The organism is Salinimicrobium tongyeongense, from assembly GCF_026109735.1.
Taxonomy (GTDB): Bacteria; Bacteroidota; Bacteroidia; order Flavobacteriales; family Flavobacteriaceae; genus Salinimicrobium; species Salinimicrobium tongyeongense.
Genome location: NZ_CP069620.1, coordinates 3,099,344 through 3,114,504, shown reverse-complemented (window position 1 = coordinate 3,114,504; position 15,161 = coordinate 3,099,344). Strand labels below are relative to the sequence as shown.

The window sequence follows — 15,161 nt, the reverse complement described above, 5'->3', positions numbered from 1 at the left end:
AGAGAAAAAGGCTGCTTAAAAGTTCATTCCCAAAAATGCCCTTTTTAAGCAGCCTTAATATTAAATATTCAATATTCAATATAAAATTTAGGTAAGCATTCCGCCATCTACATTTATAACCTGGCCTGTAATGTAGGCACTCAGGTCACTGGCGAGGAAAACACAGGTATTTGCAATATCTTCGGGTGTTCCGCCTCTTTTTAAAGGAATAGCCTCTCTCCAGCCCTCTACAGTTTTTTCGTCGAGTTTTCCTGTCATTTCAGTCTCAATGAAACCCGGGGCGATAACGTTGGTCCTGATGTTTCGGGAACCAAGTTCAAGGGCCATGGATTTAGAGAAGCCAATCATTCCGGCTTTTGAAGCGGCATAGTTTGCCTGCCCGGCATTTCCTTTTACCCCAACCACACTACTCATGTTGATGATGCTTCCCTGGCGCTGTTTAAGCATGCTGCGCTGCACAGCTTTGGTCATATTAAATACAGATTTAAGGTTGACATCAATTACTTTGTCAAAGTCTTCTTCGCTCATTCGCATAAGGAGATTGTCTTTGGTAATACCGGCATTATTTACGAGTACATCTATGCTTCCGAAATCTTCAAGAACGTTTTTCACAAGTTCTTCAGCCTCTTTGAAGTCGGCTGCATTTGACTTATAACCTTTTGCTTTTATGCCCAGTTCCTGAAGTTCTTTCTCGAGCTGGATGGCAGCTTCGGCAGAAGAACTGTAAGTAAAAGCGACATTGGCACCGTGTTTTGCAAAAACCTCGGCTATTCCTTTACCAATCCCTCTACTGGCACCGGTAATGATAGCATTTTTTCCTTCTAATAATTTCATGATTAATTATCTGTTTTCCTGGTGTGGATTAATTTCTTTCAAATATAACAAAAGAAGTGGTGGGGACTAAAAAACCTCCGAAAACTGCCTTTTTTGACAAGTTACGGAGGTTTTTAATGATCTTTAAGCGGGAAATAATTATCCCATCACTTCTTTAACTTTCTTGCCAATTTCGGCAGGAGAATCAACCACATGGATTCCATTCTCTCTTAAAATGGCTTTTTTAGCCTGTGCTGTATCTTCACTTCCGCCTACAATTGCGCCGGCGTGCCCCATTGTTCTTCCTTTTGGCGCAGTTTCTCCGGCTATAAAACCAACAACTGGCTTCTTGTTGCCGTTCTCTTTCACCCATCTTGCGGCATCGGCTTCAAGCTGACCGCCAATTTCCCCAATCATTACGATACATTCAGTCTCATCGTCGTTCATTAATAGCTCTACAGCCTCTTTTGTAGTGGTCCCAATAATTGGATCTCCCCCAATCCCGATGGCAGTAGTAATTCCAAGCCCCTGTTTTACCACCTGATCGGCAGCTTCATAAGTAAGGGTTCCCGATTTTGAAACGATCCCAACTTTACCTTTTTTGAATACGAAACCGGGCATGATTCCCACTTTGGCTTCTCCCGGAGTGATCACTCCGGGACAGTTTGGACCTACAAGACGACAATCTTTATCTTTAATATAATCGGCAGCTTTAATCATATCGGCAACCGGGATACCTTCGGTGATCGTGATGATTACCTTGATACCTGCGTCTGCTGCTTCCATAATGGCATCGGCTGCAAAAGCCGGTGGCACAAAAATAATTGAAACGTCGGCCCCTGTTTCTTTAACAGCATCAGAAACGGTGTTAAAAACAGGCTTTTCAAGATGTTTTTGACCTCCTTTTCCGGGGGTAACACCACCTACCACATTCGTTCCATACTCGATCATCTGGCCGGCGTGAAAAGTACCTTCACTTCCGGTAAATCCTTGTACAATTATTTTTGAATCTTTATTGACTAAAACGCTCATAGTTGATTATTTGATTTTTCAGTTGCAAAATTAGGTTTTTATAAAAGAAACCTAAAGGGTTTTATTAATTAATTGGAAGGAAAGAATCCAGATTCTCAGGGCTGTCATCTGCCTGCTGACTGATTTGATGGCCTTTGTACATTTTCCCGTCCTTACATTCCCAAATAGAAATAAAATGAGCCATAGGAAGTTCTTCATCGGGGTTCTCTACAGTTCTCACATAATAAGTAAAGCGGATGGTAACCGTATCCCCATCGCTTAGGAGGTGACTAATATCGGCCCGCAGATGATCAAAAGATTGAGAAAGTTCCTTAGACATGCCGGCTATTTCTGAATAACCCAACTTATGGAAGCCGGCGCTACTGTTCCAGAACAGTTGTGCTTCGGGATGAAGGTAATCTTTTACAGATTCAGGATTTTTGTAAAAATCTGATGAATAGAATTTCGCAACGCAATCTTTAGGTGTTAAGCTCATATCAACCGTTTATTTTTTCCATCAATTTAGGCAATCGGCGCAAAAGTGCCAACTCTTTAAGCCACTCGCGAGACTCCATTGCCGGATTTCCCGAATATACGGTATTTTCTTTAGTTGATTTTGTGATCCCGGCCTGCCCCATCATTACACCGCCTTTTTTAACTACAATCCCGCTTCGGAAGCCAACCTGCCCCCAAACGGTTACATCATCTTCAATAACCACTGCGCCGGCAATGCCCACCTGCGAAGCGATAAGGCAGTTTTCTCCAATTACCGTATCGTGCCCCACCTGGATTAAGTTATCAAGCTTGGTTCCCTTACCAATGGTGGTGTCACCGGTCACACCTTTGTCTATAGTGCAATTAGCACCAATATCCACGTTGTCTTTGATCACCACTCTGCCACCCGATATAAGTTTATCGTAACCTTCGGGACGTTTCTTGTAGTAAAAAGCATCTCCCCCTAAAACGCTACCTGAATGTATGGTAACATTATCTCCAATAATAGTGTTATCGTAAATACTTACGTTGGCATGAATAAGACAGTTCTTACCAATTTTCACATTGTTCCCCACAAACGCGCCCGGTTGTATCACACTTCCTTCTCCCACTTCTGCGGAAGCAGCCAGGTTTGAAGTAGCCTTTTCAAAAGGCTTAAAGTACCTGGTAAGCTTATTGAAATCCCTGAAGGGATCATCTGAAATCAATAAAGCCTTTCCTTCAGGACATTCCACTTCTTTATTAATAAGCACAACGGTAGCTGCGGAATTCAGGGCTTTATCGTAGTACTTGGGATGATCTACAAACACAATATCTCCCGGTGTTACCACATGGATCTCATTCATTCCCAAAACCGGAAAATCTGCCGGCCCCACAAATTCCGAAGAAATAATGGTAGCGATCTGCTCAAGGGTGTGCTGTTGGGGAAACTTCATTTAATTAGATATGAGATGTGAGATGTGAGATTTTAGATTTGAGATTTCCTGACTACAGAAAACTACTCCTTTATTCTTTCCTTATAGGTTCCTTTTTCGGTTTCGATCTTGATCTTATCCCCTTCATTGATAAAAAGCGGAACGTTAACTTCGGCACCAGTCTCTACTGTCGCAGGCTTGGTAGCGTTGGTTGCAGTGTTCCCTTTTACTCCGGGCTCTGTATGGGTTACTTCAAGAATCACACTTGCAGGCATCTCTACAGAAAGCGGCATTTGATCTTCGGTGTTAATCAGGATCGTAACCACTTCCCCTTCTTTAAGAAGCCCCGGTGCATCCAGTGCATTTTCCGTAAGGCGAATCTGGGTGTAATCTTCGGTATTCATGAAGTGGTAGAATTCCCCGTCGTTATAAAGGAACTGGAACTTATGGGTTTCTACCCTAACGTCATCAATCTTGTGACCTGCAGAAAAGGTATTTTCAATCACCTTTCCGGTAGTCACACTTTTTAGTTTTGTTCTTACGAAAGCAGGACCTTTACCGGGCTTTACGTGAAGGAATTCAATAATTTTGAAGATATCGTGGTTGTATCTTATGCACAACCCGTTTCTAATATCACTTGTACTTGCCATTTTTGCGACTTATTAATTTGTACTAATATATCCTTTCATGATTCCGCGCTGGGAATTTTTGATAAATTCTAAAATATCATCTCTTTCGGAAGTTGCTTCCATTTCGGCTTCGATGATGGCCACTGCCTGGGTATTGTTGTAGTTCTTTTGATAGAGGATTCGGTAAATATCCTGGATCTCCCTGATCTTTTCCGTAGAAAAACCACGGCGTCTCAGGCCTATTGAGTTCACCCCCACGTAAGACAAGGGCTCCCTACCCGCTTTTACGAAGGGAGGAACATCCTTACGCACCAATGAACCACCGGTTACAAAGGCGTGACTCCCTATGCTGCAGAACTGCTGAATAGCAGCCATACCTGCAAGCACCACATAATCGCCCACATTAATGTGACCGGCCAGAGTACTGTTATTGGAAAAAATACAGTTGTCTCCCACCACACAGTCGTGCGCAATGTGACAGTAAGCCATGATCCAGCAATTACTGCCAATCTTGGTCTTCATCCTGTCGGTTGTACCACGGTTAATGGTCACACATTCCCTAATTGTGGTATTATCGCCAATTTCGGTAAGTGTATCTTCGTCATTAAATTTTTTGTCCTGAGGAACAGCAGAAATAACGGCACCGGGAAAAATATTACAGTTCTTTCCGATCCTCGCCCCTTCCATAATAGTAACATTCGATCCTATCCAGGTACCTTCACCTATAACCACGTTGTTGTGGATGGTGGTAAAAGGCTCAATCACCACATTCTTTGCAATCTTGGCTCCGGGATGAACGTATGCTAAGGGTTGATTCATAGTTTTTATTTTTGTTTTACAATTTGAGCCATTAAAATGGCTTCTGTCACGAGCTTGCCGTTAGCATAAGCATATCCCTGCATTTGGCATATTCCTCTTCTTATTGGCGCCAGTAGTTCCAATTTAAAAATGAGTGTATCACCCGGCACTACCTGTCTTTTGAATTTTACATTATCGATCTTCATAAAGAAAGTGAGGTAATTTTCTGGATCGGGCACAGATTTTAGTGCCAAAATCCCGCCGGTTTGCGCCATAGCCTCTACCTGCAGCACGCCCGGCATAACAGGTTTCCCCGGGAAATGCCCTACAAAAAAAGGTTCGTTCATAGTGACATTTTTGACACCCACCACAGTATCTCGGGTCAATTCTATGATCTTGTCTACCAGAATAAACGGAGGGCGGTGAGGGAGTATGTTCATGATCTCATTAACGTCCATCAAAGGCTCTTTGTCAAGATCATATTTTGGAACATTGTTCCGCTTTTCGGCTTTGATGATTTTAGAAAGCTTTTTAGCAAACTGGGTGTTCACGTAATGCCCGGGTTTGTTGGCAATTACTTTTCCACGTATACGCGTTCCCACCAAAGCCAGGTCTCCTATCACATCCAGGAGTTTATGCCTGGCCGCTTCATTTGGATAATGCAGCGTAAGGTTATCAAGAATCCCGTTAGGTTTGACTGCGATATTGTCTTTTTTGAAAGCCACCCTTAGTTTATCCATAGTCTCGGGGCTTAGCTCCTTGTCTACATAAACAATGGCATTGTTAAGATCCCCTCCTTTTATGAGCCCATGCTCCAATAGGGTCTCAATTTCATGTAAGAAACTGAAAGTTCGCGCATTTGAAATTTCAGATTTAAAATCGGATAACTTCTGAAGAGAAGCGTTTTGAGTACCAAGCACTTTAGTACCAAAATCTACCATGGTAGTCACCTGGTAATCATCGGCAGGCATCACAAGGATCTCACTTCCGGTTTTTTCGTCGTGGTAACGAATCACATCAGTCACCACGTACTCTTCCCTTTCACACTCCTGTTCTTCGATACCGGCTTCCTGAAGGGCTTCGATAAAGAACTTTGAAGAACCATCCATAATAGGAGGTTCAGCAGCATTGAGCTCAATAAAGATATTGTCTATTTCAAGACCCACACAGGCTGCGAGCACGTGTTCTGAAGTTTGTATAGTTACCCCGTCCTTTTCAAGGTTGGTGCCCCTTTGAGTGTTAACCACATAATTAACATCGGCTTCCACCATAGGATTCCCTTCAAGATCTGTTCTTACAAAACAGAAACCGGTATTGTTTGGAGCCGGTTTAAATGTAAGAGTGACTTCATTACCTGTGTGAAGCCCCACTCCCTGTAAAGAAACTTCTTTACTTATGGTGCGTTGTTTAGCCATTATCTGTTTGTTTTTTTTCTAATTTGGTTAAGCGGTCTTCTATTTTGGGTAAATTCTTAAAATGTACGTAGGCTTTATTGTATTCACTATAGCCAAATGCCGGGGAACCCTGAATCATTTCCCCGTCTTTGATATTGCGGCCAATCCCCGACTGTGCCTGGATCTTCACCCGGTCTCCAATTTGCAGGTGCCCTACAATACCAACCTGCCCACCAATAAGGCAGTTTTTTCCAATTTTTGAAGAACCAGCAATGCCGGTTTGGGCAGCTATAGCTGTGTTTTCTCCAATTTCAACATTATGGGCGATCTGGATTTGATTATCCAGCTTCACGCCTTTTCTTATGATGGTAGACCCCAGGGTAGCCCTGTCTATGGTGGTACCGGCACCAATATCTACATTATCTTCTATAATAACGTTGCCTATTTGTGGCACTTTTGAGTACACGCCATCAGCATCTGGTGAAAAGCCGAAACCATCGGCTCCAATAACCACCCCGCCATGCAGCACACAGTTATTCCCGATTATGGTTTCAGAATAAACCTTAGCCCCCGGAAAGATCGTGACGTTGTCTCCAATCTGAACATTGTCTCCAATGTAAGAGTTGGGAAAGATCTTGACATTATTTCCAATTTTCACTTGCTCGCCTAGGTATGAAAAGGCCCCCAGATAGAGGTTTTCCCCGTAACTAACAGATTCAGAAATAAAGCTTGGCTGCTCTATCCCAGATTTGTTCAGTTTCACCTGATTGTAGTATTCCAAAAGTTTTGAAAAAGCAGTATAAGGATCTTTCACCTTAATAAGAGTGGTAGAAAGCCCCTCCTCTGCTTGAAAATTTTCACTAACTATGGTAATAGTGGCCCTGGTGGAATAAATAAAAGAAGTGTATTTAGGGTTGGCTAAAAACGTGATGGAACCTGCAGTCCCTTCCTCGATCTTTGCAAGCCTGTCAACCTCTGCCCCGGGATCTCCTACTACCTCGCCCCCGAGTATTCCTGCTATTTGAGTTGCTGTAAACTTCATTCTGGCAAAAATAAAAAAAATGAGTTAATCTTTTGGTTTTGGATAACAGATATAAAATTTGGTCACCGGCCGGGAAAGTGCCTTAAGGTTAAAATGGTCTGAAGCCTTGATAACATCGGTTATTTTTCCACTTTTAAAGAGGATATGAATCTTCTCATCTTCCCTTTTATAGGCCAGGTTGCTAATGTCTCCGCTAAACACAAAATACGCTGCTTCTTCCCGGCTTATTTCAAAGCGCGACATCACTTTTTGAAGCTGGCGTTCCACTTTTTCTTCAGAAACCGGTTTTTTCTTCAGCTTGATCTTTAAAAGATCCCGGTTAATGATCATTTGACATAAGCTGCTCAATACAAAATCTTCATCATTCGCCCATTCTTTCATTGCCGAAAGTATATCGTAATCATCAAGTCTCGCAAAGACCTGTAAGATTTCTTCGGAAAAATTTTCGGCCGTGACCTGTTGTTTTAAAAAGTAAGTGAGCGCAGTGCTCGCAAATAAAGTGCGCCCCGACTGAACAAGTTCTTTCGCCCGCTGAAGCACCCTTATTAACAACTGCTCGGCCACCACGCCGGTTTTGTGCAGATACACCTGCCAGTACATGAGGCGGCGCGCAAGCAGGAACTTCTCAATAGAATAGATCCCTTTTTCTTCAACCATCAGCTCATTATCAACCACGGTTAGCATACTAATGAGCCTTTCGCTATTGATGTTCCCTTCGGCCACCCCGGTGTAAAAACTATCGCGCTTCAGGTAGTCAAGGCGATCCATATCCATCTGACTCGAAATTAACTGGCAAAGAAACTTTCGGGGATATTTTCCGCGGAAAATCTCTATAGCCATAGTTAATCTTTGGTTAAACTTCCGGTTCATTTCTTCCATGAAAAGGAACGAAATAGTCTCATGGCTCACCCCTTCAACTATGCTGTGCTCCATGGCGTGAGAGAAAGGTCCGTGGCCAATATCGTGAAGCAGGATGGCGATTTGCAGTGCCTCCTCCTCTTCCGAAGAGATCTCTACCCCCTTCAGCCTCAACACCCTCACCGCTTTTTGCATCAAATGAAGGCAACCCAGGGCATGATGAAAACGAGTGTGGTGTGCGCCGGGATACACCAGGTATGACAAACCCATTTGAGAAATACGCCGCAGTCTCTGGAAATATTTGTGCTCCATGATATCAAAAAGGAGCTCATTGGGAATGGTAATAAATCCGTAAATTGGATCGTTTAAAATTTTGAGTTTGTTTCCTGGAAGCAAATCTTGTCCTTTAATATTAATCTCAACAAAGATACATATATGAACGATATCAAAATATTATGGGTAGACGATGAGATCGACCTGCTTAAGCCTCACATTCTTTTTCTTGAAAGCAAAAACTACAAAGTCTACACCTGCCAAAGCGGGACCGAAGCTTTAGAGGAAATTGAAAAAGAGAATTTTGATATAGTCTTTCTGGATGAAAATATGCCTGGATTATCTGGGCTGGAAACGCTTTCAGAAATAAAGGAAAAACAGGCGAACGTGCCGGTAGTGATGATCACCAAGAGTGAGGAAGAATATATTATGGAAGAAGCTATAGGCTCAAAAATAGCAGATTACCTCATAAAACCTGTAAACCCAAACCAGATACTCCTTAGCATCAAAAAAAACCTTGATCATTCCCGGTTGATTTCTGAAAAAACCACTTCCAGTTATCAGCAGGAGTTTAGAAAGATTGCAATGGATATGGCTATGATCAATTCTTTTGAAGGCTGGGCAGAATTGTACCAAAAACTCATTTACTGGGAACTGGAACTTGAAAATATTGAAGATACCGGCATGTTTGAGATCCTGGAATCCCAAAAAACCGAAGCAAACCTTCAATTCTGCAAGTTTATTGACAAAAACTATCCCGGCTGGTTTGAAAAGAATGCCGATGCCCCTACCATGTCACATACTCTGTTCAAAGAAAAAATACTTCCCGAGCTAAGCAAAGACCAGCCCACGCTACTGGTGGTAATTGATAATTTAAGGTATGACCAATGGCGGGCGTTTGAACTGGTGGTAAATAATTACTATAAAAAGGAGTTGGAAATACCATTTTACAGCATTTTGCCTACAGCAACCCAGTATGCACGCAATGCAATCTTTTCGGGGCTTATGCCCAGTGAAATGGAGAAGCTCCACCCCGATCTCTGGAAAAATGATACAGACGAAGGCGGAAAAAACCTTCACGAAGCCGAATTCCTTCAGGCACAGCTAAAGAGACTGGGCAGCAACGTTAAACATGAGTACCACAAAATAAGCAGCCTTAAGGCCGGAAAAAAACTGGTAGAGAACTTTAAAAGCCAGAAAGAAAATGACCTTACTGTGGTAGTTTACAACTTTGTAGACATGCTCTCCCATTCAAAAACTGAAATGGAAGTCATTAAAGAATTAGCCTCCACCAACAAATCATACCGGTCGCTCACTCAAAGCTGGTTCAGGAATTCCCCCCTTCTGGAAATCATACAGCAGGCACAAAACCTGGGGTTCAAATTAATAATGACGACAGATCACGGAACTATTAATGTGAAAAATCCATCTAAAGTTATAGGCGACAAACAAACCAGTCTTAACCTGCGGTACAAAACCGGAAAAAGCCTTACATATGAAGAAAAGGATGTTTTGGCTGCACCTAACCCCAAGAGCATTCACCTACCAGCTATTAATATGAGCAGCTCTTTTATTTTTGCTAAGGGCGACCTTTTCTTTGCTTATCCTAATAATTATAACCATTATGTAAGCTATTACAGAAATACTTTTCAGCACGGAGGGGTTTCTATGGAAGAAATGATCATACCATTTTGCGTCTTATCTCCTAGGTAACAATAAATTAACTATCTTTACAGTCCCAAATCATAATACTTTTGAATGGAAGTAACCTACCTTCTGTCTGAAATTGATACTGTTGCACGAAAACTTCTGGAAAAATCCGGAAGCAAGACCCTGTTGTTCTATGGAGAAATGGGGGCAGGTAAGACAACATTAATAAAGGCGCTTCTCAAAGCCCTGGGCGCCGTAGATACTGGCAGTAGCCCAACTTTTTCCCTCGTAAATGTATATGAAACAGAAAACGGAACGGTAAATCATTTTGATTTTTACCGAATCAATGATGAATCTGAAGCCTGGGACATGGGTTTTGAGGAATATCTTGAATCTGGCAACTGGAATTTTATTGAATGGCCTCAAAAAATTCAAAATTTCATAGAAGAAGGACACCAAAAATTGGAGATTTTAATACTGGAAAATGATTTAAGAAAGTTAAAGTTTTGTTAATTTAGCTCAAAATTTACACGTGATTAAAAACAGACCTGTGTAAGAATTTTCTTTCGCATTTAAGGTTTGATTAACAGATCTGTATTATATTGTAGTAATTAACCGAATTAATAATTATTTTAACTGGATTGTTTAGAATCTAATATTTTAAAAGTTTGAAGAATTTTCTTTCAAAAAGGCGGCAAAAGTACGAATAATGCACTAATTATTAGCGGTTTAGTTTTTTCTAGGTTTGTATCAACAAATCGAAACACACACAACCTTAAAAAAACTATATCATGAAAATTAAAGCCCTTTTCCTAGCCGTATCTATCTTTGGAGCAACTTTCTTTGTAACTTCCAACACAGATAACGACAATAAAAATGAAGTCAAGAAAACCGCTGTCGACAAAAGGCTCATCCGGGTTCCTACTCACGGGTAGTATTATAGCCATAATTATAGCATTTTCACCTTATATTTTTTATCTATATGAAATTTTCCCAAACGGCCCCGTTTGGGAAACTTCTTTTTTTACCTATGAGAGTAAATACTATCAGGATGTTTTAACCGCTGCGTGGACTTATTTAGGTAAAATTACTCCTCTCATTTTACTTTTAATCTGGTTTTTTACTTGTAAACACTGGTGGTATCATGTTATATTAGTTCCAATTGGAATGTATTCTTTTCAGTTAGTTGCAGTAGTATACGATGATGTATATCTCCATGAACAATTTTTTGCCGATACTAATCAACTTGTATATCTCGCACCTTTTTTTATTTTAATCCTCTCATTAGTCTACCTCATTAGAATTAAAGTTTTTGATCGTATTTATGGTATTGACTTAACAGAGATAGAGCGTGAAAATATATCCCCTTTTTCTCCTTTTTCAGATAAAGAATATGAAGAAATAAGATCTTTTAGAGAAGATACTTCAAACGATGGGGAAATTCAGGAAGAGTATTACGTTAAACTCTAATTCTCTCACTCCACAAAAATGTCGTAATTTTATCTTTGTGACCAACAGATTATGACAGAGCAGCTATCTCCCTTTACCAGGGAACAACTTATTCCGCAGGAAGAAACCCTGGAAGTCTATAAGCATAAAGGCCAGTTATTTATTGGCATCCCTAAAGAAAATGCTTATCAGGAAAAAAGGGTTTGCCTTAGCCCCGATGCCGTTGCTGCAATGACAGCTCATGGCCACAGGGTACTCATAGAATCAAATGCAGGGGAAGGCGCAAAATTCAGCGACAAAGATTATTCTGAAGCCGGAGCTGAGATCACCAAAGACACAAAAAAGGTCTTTTCGTGCCCCATGATCCTAAAAGTAGAACCTCCTACCCTGGAGGAACTGGATATGGTGAATCCGCAGACCACCATCATTTCTGCACTTCAGCTTAAAACCCAGAAGAAAGATTACTTCCAGAAGCTGGCTTCCAAAAGAATTACGGCCCTGGCTTTTGAATTCATCAAAGATGACGATGGCTCATATCCGGCCGTTCGGGCTCTTAGTGAAATTGCCGGTACGGCTTCTATTCTTATCGCATCTGAGATCATGAGCAATAATCCTGCTGGCAACGGGCTAATGTTCGGGAATATTAGCGGGGTGCCACCTATTGAAGTTACCATTCTTGGAGCTGGTACGGTAGGCGAATTCGCCGCCCGATCGGCACTCGGACTGGGTGCAAATGTCAAGATCTTCGATAACTCCCTTACCAGGTTGCGCACCGTTCAGGCAAATCTTGGGAGGCCCCTGCACACTTCTACCATTCAGCCCAAAAACCTTATCAAGGCTTTAAAGAGAAGTGATGTGGTAATAGGTGCCGTTAGAGGAAAGAACCGCTCCCCTATTTTGGTTTCCGAAACCATGGTAGAGCACATGAAAAAAGGTGCCGTTGTTATTGATGTAAGCATAGATATGGGAGGTTGCTTTGAAACCAGTGAGATCACCACTCATGACAAACCTACATTTGTAAAGAACGGAGTGGTTCATTACTGTGTCCCCAATATCCCTTCCCGATATGCCAGAACAGCTTCTCTTTCTATAAGTAATATCTTCACCCCTTACCTCTTGCATATCGCCGAACAGGGTGGCCTTGAAAATACTTTGAGGTTTGACAGAGGTCTGCGAAATGGTTTGTACTTTTACCACGGAATATTAACCAACAAATCTATTGCTGAATGGTTTGATCTTTCCTACCGGGATATCAACCTGCTTATTTTTTAATTCTCCATGAAATTTATTCACAGACTCGGTTATTACCTCGGAGGTTTTGCCATAGGATTGATCATACTTGCTTTTTTTCTAAGTGGAAAAAAAACTTCCTGCGCCTATGGGCCCGACGCGCGTGTTTTAAAAAACATTCGGATAAAAGAAAGGGCTTATTCCCGGGAAGCCATAAATGAGATTGAGAGGCTGCAAATAGATACAGCCTCTATCACAAAGGTGCTTAATAAGGGAGATGTCGACTTTAGCCGCAGCAATACCGATCTCGATTCCTGTAAAACCTACCTGGTTACCGGAACTGTGGATTCAGGCTATTTGGAATTGCTGTTTGAGAACTGCGATTCCATTGCTACCCTTCAGAAGATCTGGAAGAAAGAATAACCTGCATTATGTTATTCCTTATCCATTAAACCTTTATCAGTTAAAGGATTTGCCCTGCGTGCTCTTTGGTTTTTACTTTAGATATAACATCTGAAATCACTCCCTCCTCATCAATAACAAAGGTGGTACGGTGAATTCCGTCATATTCTTTTCCCATAAATTTCTTTGGCCCCCAAACTTTAAACGCATTAATGACTTCTTTACCTTCATCTGCCAGCAATGGGAAAGGCAGGCTGTTCTTCTCTTTGAAGTTCTGCTGGCGTTTGGGAGAATCGGCACTCACGCCCAATATTTCATAGCCCTGAGCCTGAAAAGCTTCATAATTGTCCCTTAAGTTACAGGCCTCGGCAGTACAACCCGGAGTGCTGGCTTTAGGATAAAAGAAAATAACCAGTTTTTTTCCTTTATAATCTTCTAAAGTATGTTTTTTTCCTTCCTGGTCGGTCGCTGAAAAATTAGGTGCTTTATCGCCTGGTTGAAGTGTTGTCATAATTAGTACTTTTGTTTCAAAGTTACACATTAATGACCAAGCAGGAAAAAGTTCAGTTCGTCATAGACACTTTAGCAGATATTTATCCTAATATCCCAGTTCCTTTAGACCATAAAGATCCTTATACTTTATTAATTGCCGTACTACTTTCAGCGCAGAGCACCGATGTAAGGGTCAATCAAATCACTCCACTTCTTTTCGCCAGGGCCGACAATCCATATGCGATGGTAAAACTTTCCGAAGAAGAGATAAGGGAGATCATTAAACCTGTAGGCCTGTCTCCCATGAAAGCCAAAGGAATTTACGGCCTTTCACAGATTCTTATTGATAAGTATCAAGGAGAAGTCCCAGCCGATATAGCCGCCCTGGAAGAGCTGCCGGCAGTTGGGCATAAAACCGCCAGCGTAGTGGTCTCTCAGGCATTTAACATCCCTGCTTTTCCTGTAGATACTCACATTCACCGACTCATGTACAGGTGGAACTTATCTAACGGAAAAAATGTGGTACAGACAGAGAAAGACGCAAAACGCCTTTTTCCGAAGGAATTATGGAATGAACTTCACCTGCAAATCATTTGGTACGGCAGGGAGTATTCCCCGGCAAGAGGATGGGACCTTGAAAAAGACATCATCACCAAAACCATAGGCCGCAAAACAGTCCTGGAAGCATATCACAAAAAAAAGATCCGCCGTTAGCAGATCTTTCTTGTTAATCAATTTAAAATTGATTCAAATTCCAGGTTCTTATAAGTGTTTATTCTTAAAGCCTTGGAGTAGCTTAAAAGGAAGCTTATGGTTTCCTTTTTTGGGGTCATTGTTTTCAATTTTTTTCGAGAGTAAAGTTTCGCCATTATTGGTCATTTAAGGTTATAACCTAATAACGGCCAGTCTTTAATCTTATTGTGCTAATTAGTTAGTTAAAACTAAATTGTGTTTTTCAATGACTTTTCGAAGGTTTATAAGAGCATACCTCATTCTTCCCAGTGCCGTGTTGATACTTACCCCGGTTCTTTCAGAAATTTCTTTAAAGCTCATGTCCTTGTAAATCCTCATCACCAGCACCTCAAGCTGATCTTGCGGAAGTTCCTTGATCAACTCCTGAACATCTGCTTCAATCTGGTCTTTTATAATCTGTTTTTCGGCATTTAACCCCGAATCACAAAGTACCGAGAAAATATTAAAGTCGCCACTATTCTCAAACTTGGGCATTCTTTTATTTTTTCTGAAATGGTCTATCACCAAATTATGTGCAATACGCATCACCCACGGAAGGAATTTTCCTTCTTCATTGTATTTCCCCCTCTTCAGAGTTTTGATCACTTTAATAAAAGTATCCTGAAAAATATCTTCAGCAACATCCTTATCAAAGACTTTTGAAAAGATAAAACTGTAAATACGTTGTTGGTGACGATTTATAAGAATTGAAAGGGATTGTTCATCTCCTTCCATATAGCGCTTCACGAGAAAAGCGTCATTTGCCTCGGTGTTATCCATAAGAGTTACTTTTTCAGGCTGTTGGGGTGGCCTGGGGTTAGTTAATACAAGTTCAAAGTAACTTTATGCAATAGGCAAAATAGTTTTAAATTATAATGGCAAATATAAAAGGAAAATTTTCACTAAAGCAAATAAAAGGTTAACGTTTTTAACAAGTTAGCACAGAAACAGTTATTATCTCTAAGTCACAACTCAAAAA

17 protein-coding genes are annotated in these 15,161 nt (G+C 41.2%); 6 read left to right on the top strand and 11 right to left on the bottom strand.

Annotation, left to right across the window (positions count from 1 at the left end; all coding sequences use genetic code 11):
- Positions 1 to 87 precede the first annotated feature (87 nt).
- The 9 genes from fabG to JRG66_RS13840 all read right to left on the bottom strand — a co-directional run bounded on the left by fabG (position 88) and on the right by JRG66_RS13840 (position 8,350).
- Positions 88 to 834: a 3-oxoacyl-[acyl-carrier-protein] reductase gene (gene fabG / locus JRG66_RS13880; RefSeq protein WP_265163360.1), complete on the bottom strand. Its 747-nt coding sequence runs from the start codon at positions 832 to 834 to the stop codon at positions 88 to 90.
- Between the two features lie 138 nt (positions 835 to 972).
- Positions 973 to 1,845: a succinate--CoA ligase subunit alpha gene (gene sucD, locus JRG66_RS13875; protein ID WP_265163359.1), complete on the bottom strand. Its 873-nt coding sequence runs from the start codon at positions 1,843 to 1,845 to the stop codon at positions 973 to 975.
- 64 nt (positions 1,846 to 1,909) lie between these two features.
- Complete coding sequence (locus JRG66_RS13870) at positions 1,910 to 2,320, bottom strand: nuclear transport factor 2 family protein (RefSeq protein WP_265163358.1); 411 nt, start codon at positions 2,318 to 2,320, stop codon at positions 1,910 to 1,912.
- A gap of 1 nt (position 2,321) precedes the next feature.
- Positions 2,322 to 3,254 (bottom strand): UDP-3-O-(3-hydroxymyristoyl)glucosamine N-acyltransferase, encoded by a 933-nt coding sequence (locus JRG66_RS13865; protein WP_265163357.1) that lies wholly within the window; start codon positions 3,252 to 3,254, stop codon positions 2,322 to 2,324.
- Between the two features lie 62 nt (positions 3,255 to 3,316).
- Positions 3,317 to 3,883, bottom strand: a complete 567-nt coding sequence (gene efp / locus JRG66_RS13860) for an elongation factor P (protein ID WP_265163356.1) — start codon at positions 3,881 to 3,883, stop codon at positions 3,317 to 3,319.
- 12 nt (positions 3,884 to 3,895) lie between these two features.
- A complete protein-coding gene (gene lpxA / locus JRG66_RS13855; protein WP_265163355.1) occupies positions 3,896 to 4,681 on the bottom strand; it encodes an acyl-ACP--UDP-N-acetylglucosamine O-acyltransferase in 786 nt (261 codons plus the stop codon).
- Positions 4,682 to 4,686: 5 nt separating this feature from the next.
- Positions 4,687 to 6,075, bottom strand: coding sequence for a bifunctional UDP-3-O-[3-hydroxymyristoyl] N-acetylglucosamine deacetylase/3-hydroxyacyl-ACP dehydratase (locus JRG66_RS13850; protein WP_265163354.1), 1,389 nt, complete (start codon positions 6,073 to 6,075; stop codon positions 4,687 to 4,689).
- A complete protein-coding gene (gene lpxD / locus JRG66_RS13845; RefSeq protein ID WP_265163353.1) occupies positions 6,068 to 7,096 on the bottom strand; it encodes a UDP-3-O-(3-hydroxymyristoyl)glucosamine N-acyltransferase in 1,029 nt (342 codons plus the stop codon). Before lpxD ends, JRG66_RS13850 begins: the two co-directional genes overlap by 8 nt.
- 24 nt (positions 7,097 to 7,120) lie before the next feature.
- The gene (locus JRG66_RS13840; RefSeq protein WP_265163352.1) at positions 7,121 to 8,350 is read right to left on the bottom strand and encodes an HD domain-containing protein; all 1,230 of its coding nucleotides are present in this window, start codon (positions 8,348 to 8,350) and stop codon (positions 7,121 to 7,123) included.
- 39 nt (positions 8,351 to 8,389) lie between these two features.
- On the opposite strand from JRG66_RS13840, the gene porX reads away from it, so the two are divergent.
- The 5 genes from porX (at position 8,390) to JRG66_RS13815 (ending at position 12,979) form a co-directional block, all read left to right on the top strand.
- Positions 8,390 to 9,940, top strand: a complete 1,551-nt coding sequence (gene porX / locus JRG66_RS13835) for a T9SS response regulator signal transducer PorX (RefSeq protein WP_265163351.1) — start codon at positions 8,390 to 8,392, stop codon at positions 9,938 to 9,940.
- Positions 9,941 to 9,985: 45 nt separating this feature from the next.
- On the top strand, positions 9,986 to 10,390 hold the full coding sequence (gene tsaE / locus JRG66_RS13830) for a tRNA (adenosine(37)-N6)-threonylcarbamoyltransferase complex ATPase subunit type 1 TsaE (RefSeq protein ID WP_265163350.1): 405 nt from the start codon (positions 9,986 to 9,988) through the stop codon (positions 10,388 to 10,390).
- 363 nt (positions 10,391 to 10,753) lie between these two features.
- Entirely contained in the window at positions 10,754 to 11,347 is a 594-nt protein-coding gene (locus JRG66_RS13825; protein WP_265163349.1) for a hypothetical protein, read from the top strand.
- Between the two features lie 51 nt (positions 11,348 to 11,398).
- The gene (locus tag JRG66_RS13820) at positions 11,399 to 12,598 is read left to right on the top strand and encodes an alanine dehydrogenase (RefSeq protein ID WP_265163348.1); all 1,200 of its coding nucleotides are present in this window, start codon (positions 11,399 to 11,401) and stop codon (positions 12,596 to 12,598) included.
- Positions 12,599 to 12,604: 6 nt separating this feature from the next.
- A complete protein-coding gene (locus tag JRG66_RS13815; RefSeq protein WP_265163347.1) occupies positions 12,605 to 12,979 on the top strand; it encodes a hypothetical protein in 375 nt (124 codons plus the stop codon).
- 40 nt (positions 12,980 to 13,019) lie between these two features.
- Here the strand turns inward: JRG66_RS13815 and bcp are convergent, their stop codons facing one another.
- Positions 13,020 to 13,469 (bottom strand): thioredoxin-dependent thiol peroxidase, encoded by a 450-nt coding sequence (gene bcp, locus JRG66_RS13810; RefSeq protein WP_265163346.1) that lies wholly within the window; start codon positions 13,467 to 13,469, stop codon positions 13,020 to 13,022.
- Between the two features lie 32 nt (positions 13,470 to 13,501).
- Here bcp and JRG66_RS13805 point away from each other — a divergent pair, with 32 nt between their 5' ends.
- A complete protein-coding gene (locus JRG66_RS13805; protein ID WP_265163345.1) occupies positions 13,502 to 14,164 on the top strand; it encodes an endonuclease III domain-containing protein in 663 nt (220 codons plus the stop codon).
- Between the two features lie 213 nt (positions 14,165 to 14,377).
- On the opposite strand, the gene JRG66_RS13800 is transcribed toward JRG66_RS13805, so the two are convergent.
- Positions 14,378 to 14,962 (bottom strand): RNA polymerase sigma factor, encoded by a 585-nt coding sequence (locus JRG66_RS13800; protein ID WP_265163344.1) that lies wholly within the window; start codon positions 14,960 to 14,962, stop codon positions 14,378 to 14,380.
- Between the last annotated feature and the right edge of the window lie 199 nt (positions 14,963 to 15,161).

What these genes read in the sequence shown, in the direction of transcription:
- JRG66_RS13870 (WP_265163358.1), bottom strand. Translation starts at nt 2,320, where the DNA reads ATGAGCTTAACACCTAAAGATTGCGTTGCGAAATTCTATTCATCAGAT.
- JRG66_RS13865 (WP_265163357.1), bottom strand. Translation starts at nt 3,254, where the DNA reads ATGAAGTTTCCCCAACAGCACACCCTTGAGCAGATCGCTACCATTATT.
- JRG66_RS13820 (WP_265163348.1), top strand. Translation starts at nt 11,399, where the DNA reads ATGACAGAGCAGCTATCTCCCTTTACCAGGGAACAACTTATTCCGCAG.
- lpxA (WP_265163355.1), bottom strand. Translation starts at nt 4,681, where the DNA reads ATGAATCAACCCTTAGCATACGTTCATCCCGGAGCCAAGATTGCAAAG.
- porX (WP_265163351.1), top strand. Translation starts at nt 8,390, where the DNA reads ATGAACGATATCAAAATATTATGGGTAGACGATGAGATCGACCTGCTT.
- JRG66_RS13825 (WP_265163349.1), top strand. Translation starts at nt 10,754, where the DNA reads ATGAAGTCAAGAAAACCGCTGTCGACAAAAGGCTCATCCGGGTTCCTA.
- JRG66_RS13800 (WP_265163344.1), bottom strand. Translation starts at nt 14,962, where the DNA reads ATGGATAACACCGAGGCAAATGACGCTTTTCTCGTGAAGCGCTATATG.
- lpxD (WP_265163353.1), bottom strand. Translation starts at nt 7,096, where the DNA reads ATGAAGTTTACAGCAACTCAAATAGCAGGAATACTCGGGGGCGAGGTA.
- bcp (WP_265163346.1), bottom strand. Translation starts at nt 13,469, where the DNA reads ATGACAACACTTCAACCAGGCGATAAAGCACCTAATTTTTCAGCGACC.
- efp (WP_265163356.1), bottom strand. Translation starts at nt 3,883, where the DNA reads ATGGCAAGTACAAGTGATATTAGAAACGGGTTGTGCATAAGATACAAC.
- fabG (WP_265163360.1), bottom strand. Translation starts at nt 834, where the DNA reads ATGAAATTATTAGAAGGAAAAAATGCTATCATTACCGGTGCCAGTAGA.
- JRG66_RS13805 (WP_265163345.1), top strand. Translation starts at nt 13,502, where the DNA reads ATGACCAAGCAGGAAAAAGTTCAGTTCGTCATAGACACTTTAGCAGAT.
- JRG66_RS13850 (WP_265163354.1), bottom strand. Translation starts at nt 6,075, where the DNA reads ATGGCTAAACAACGCACCATAAGTAAAGAAGTTTCTTTACAGGGAGTG.
- sucD (WP_265163359.1), bottom strand. Translation starts at nt 1,845, where the DNA reads ATGAGCGTTTTAGTCAATAAAGATTCAAAAATAATTGTACAAGGATTT.
- tsaE (WP_265163350.1), top strand. Translation starts at nt 9,986, where the DNA reads ATGGAAGTAACCTACCTTCTGTCTGAAATTGATACTGTTGCACGAAAA.
- JRG66_RS13815 (WP_265163347.1), top strand. Translation starts at nt 12,605, where the DNA reads ATGAAATTTATTCACAGACTCGGTTATTACCTCGGAGGTTTTGCCATA.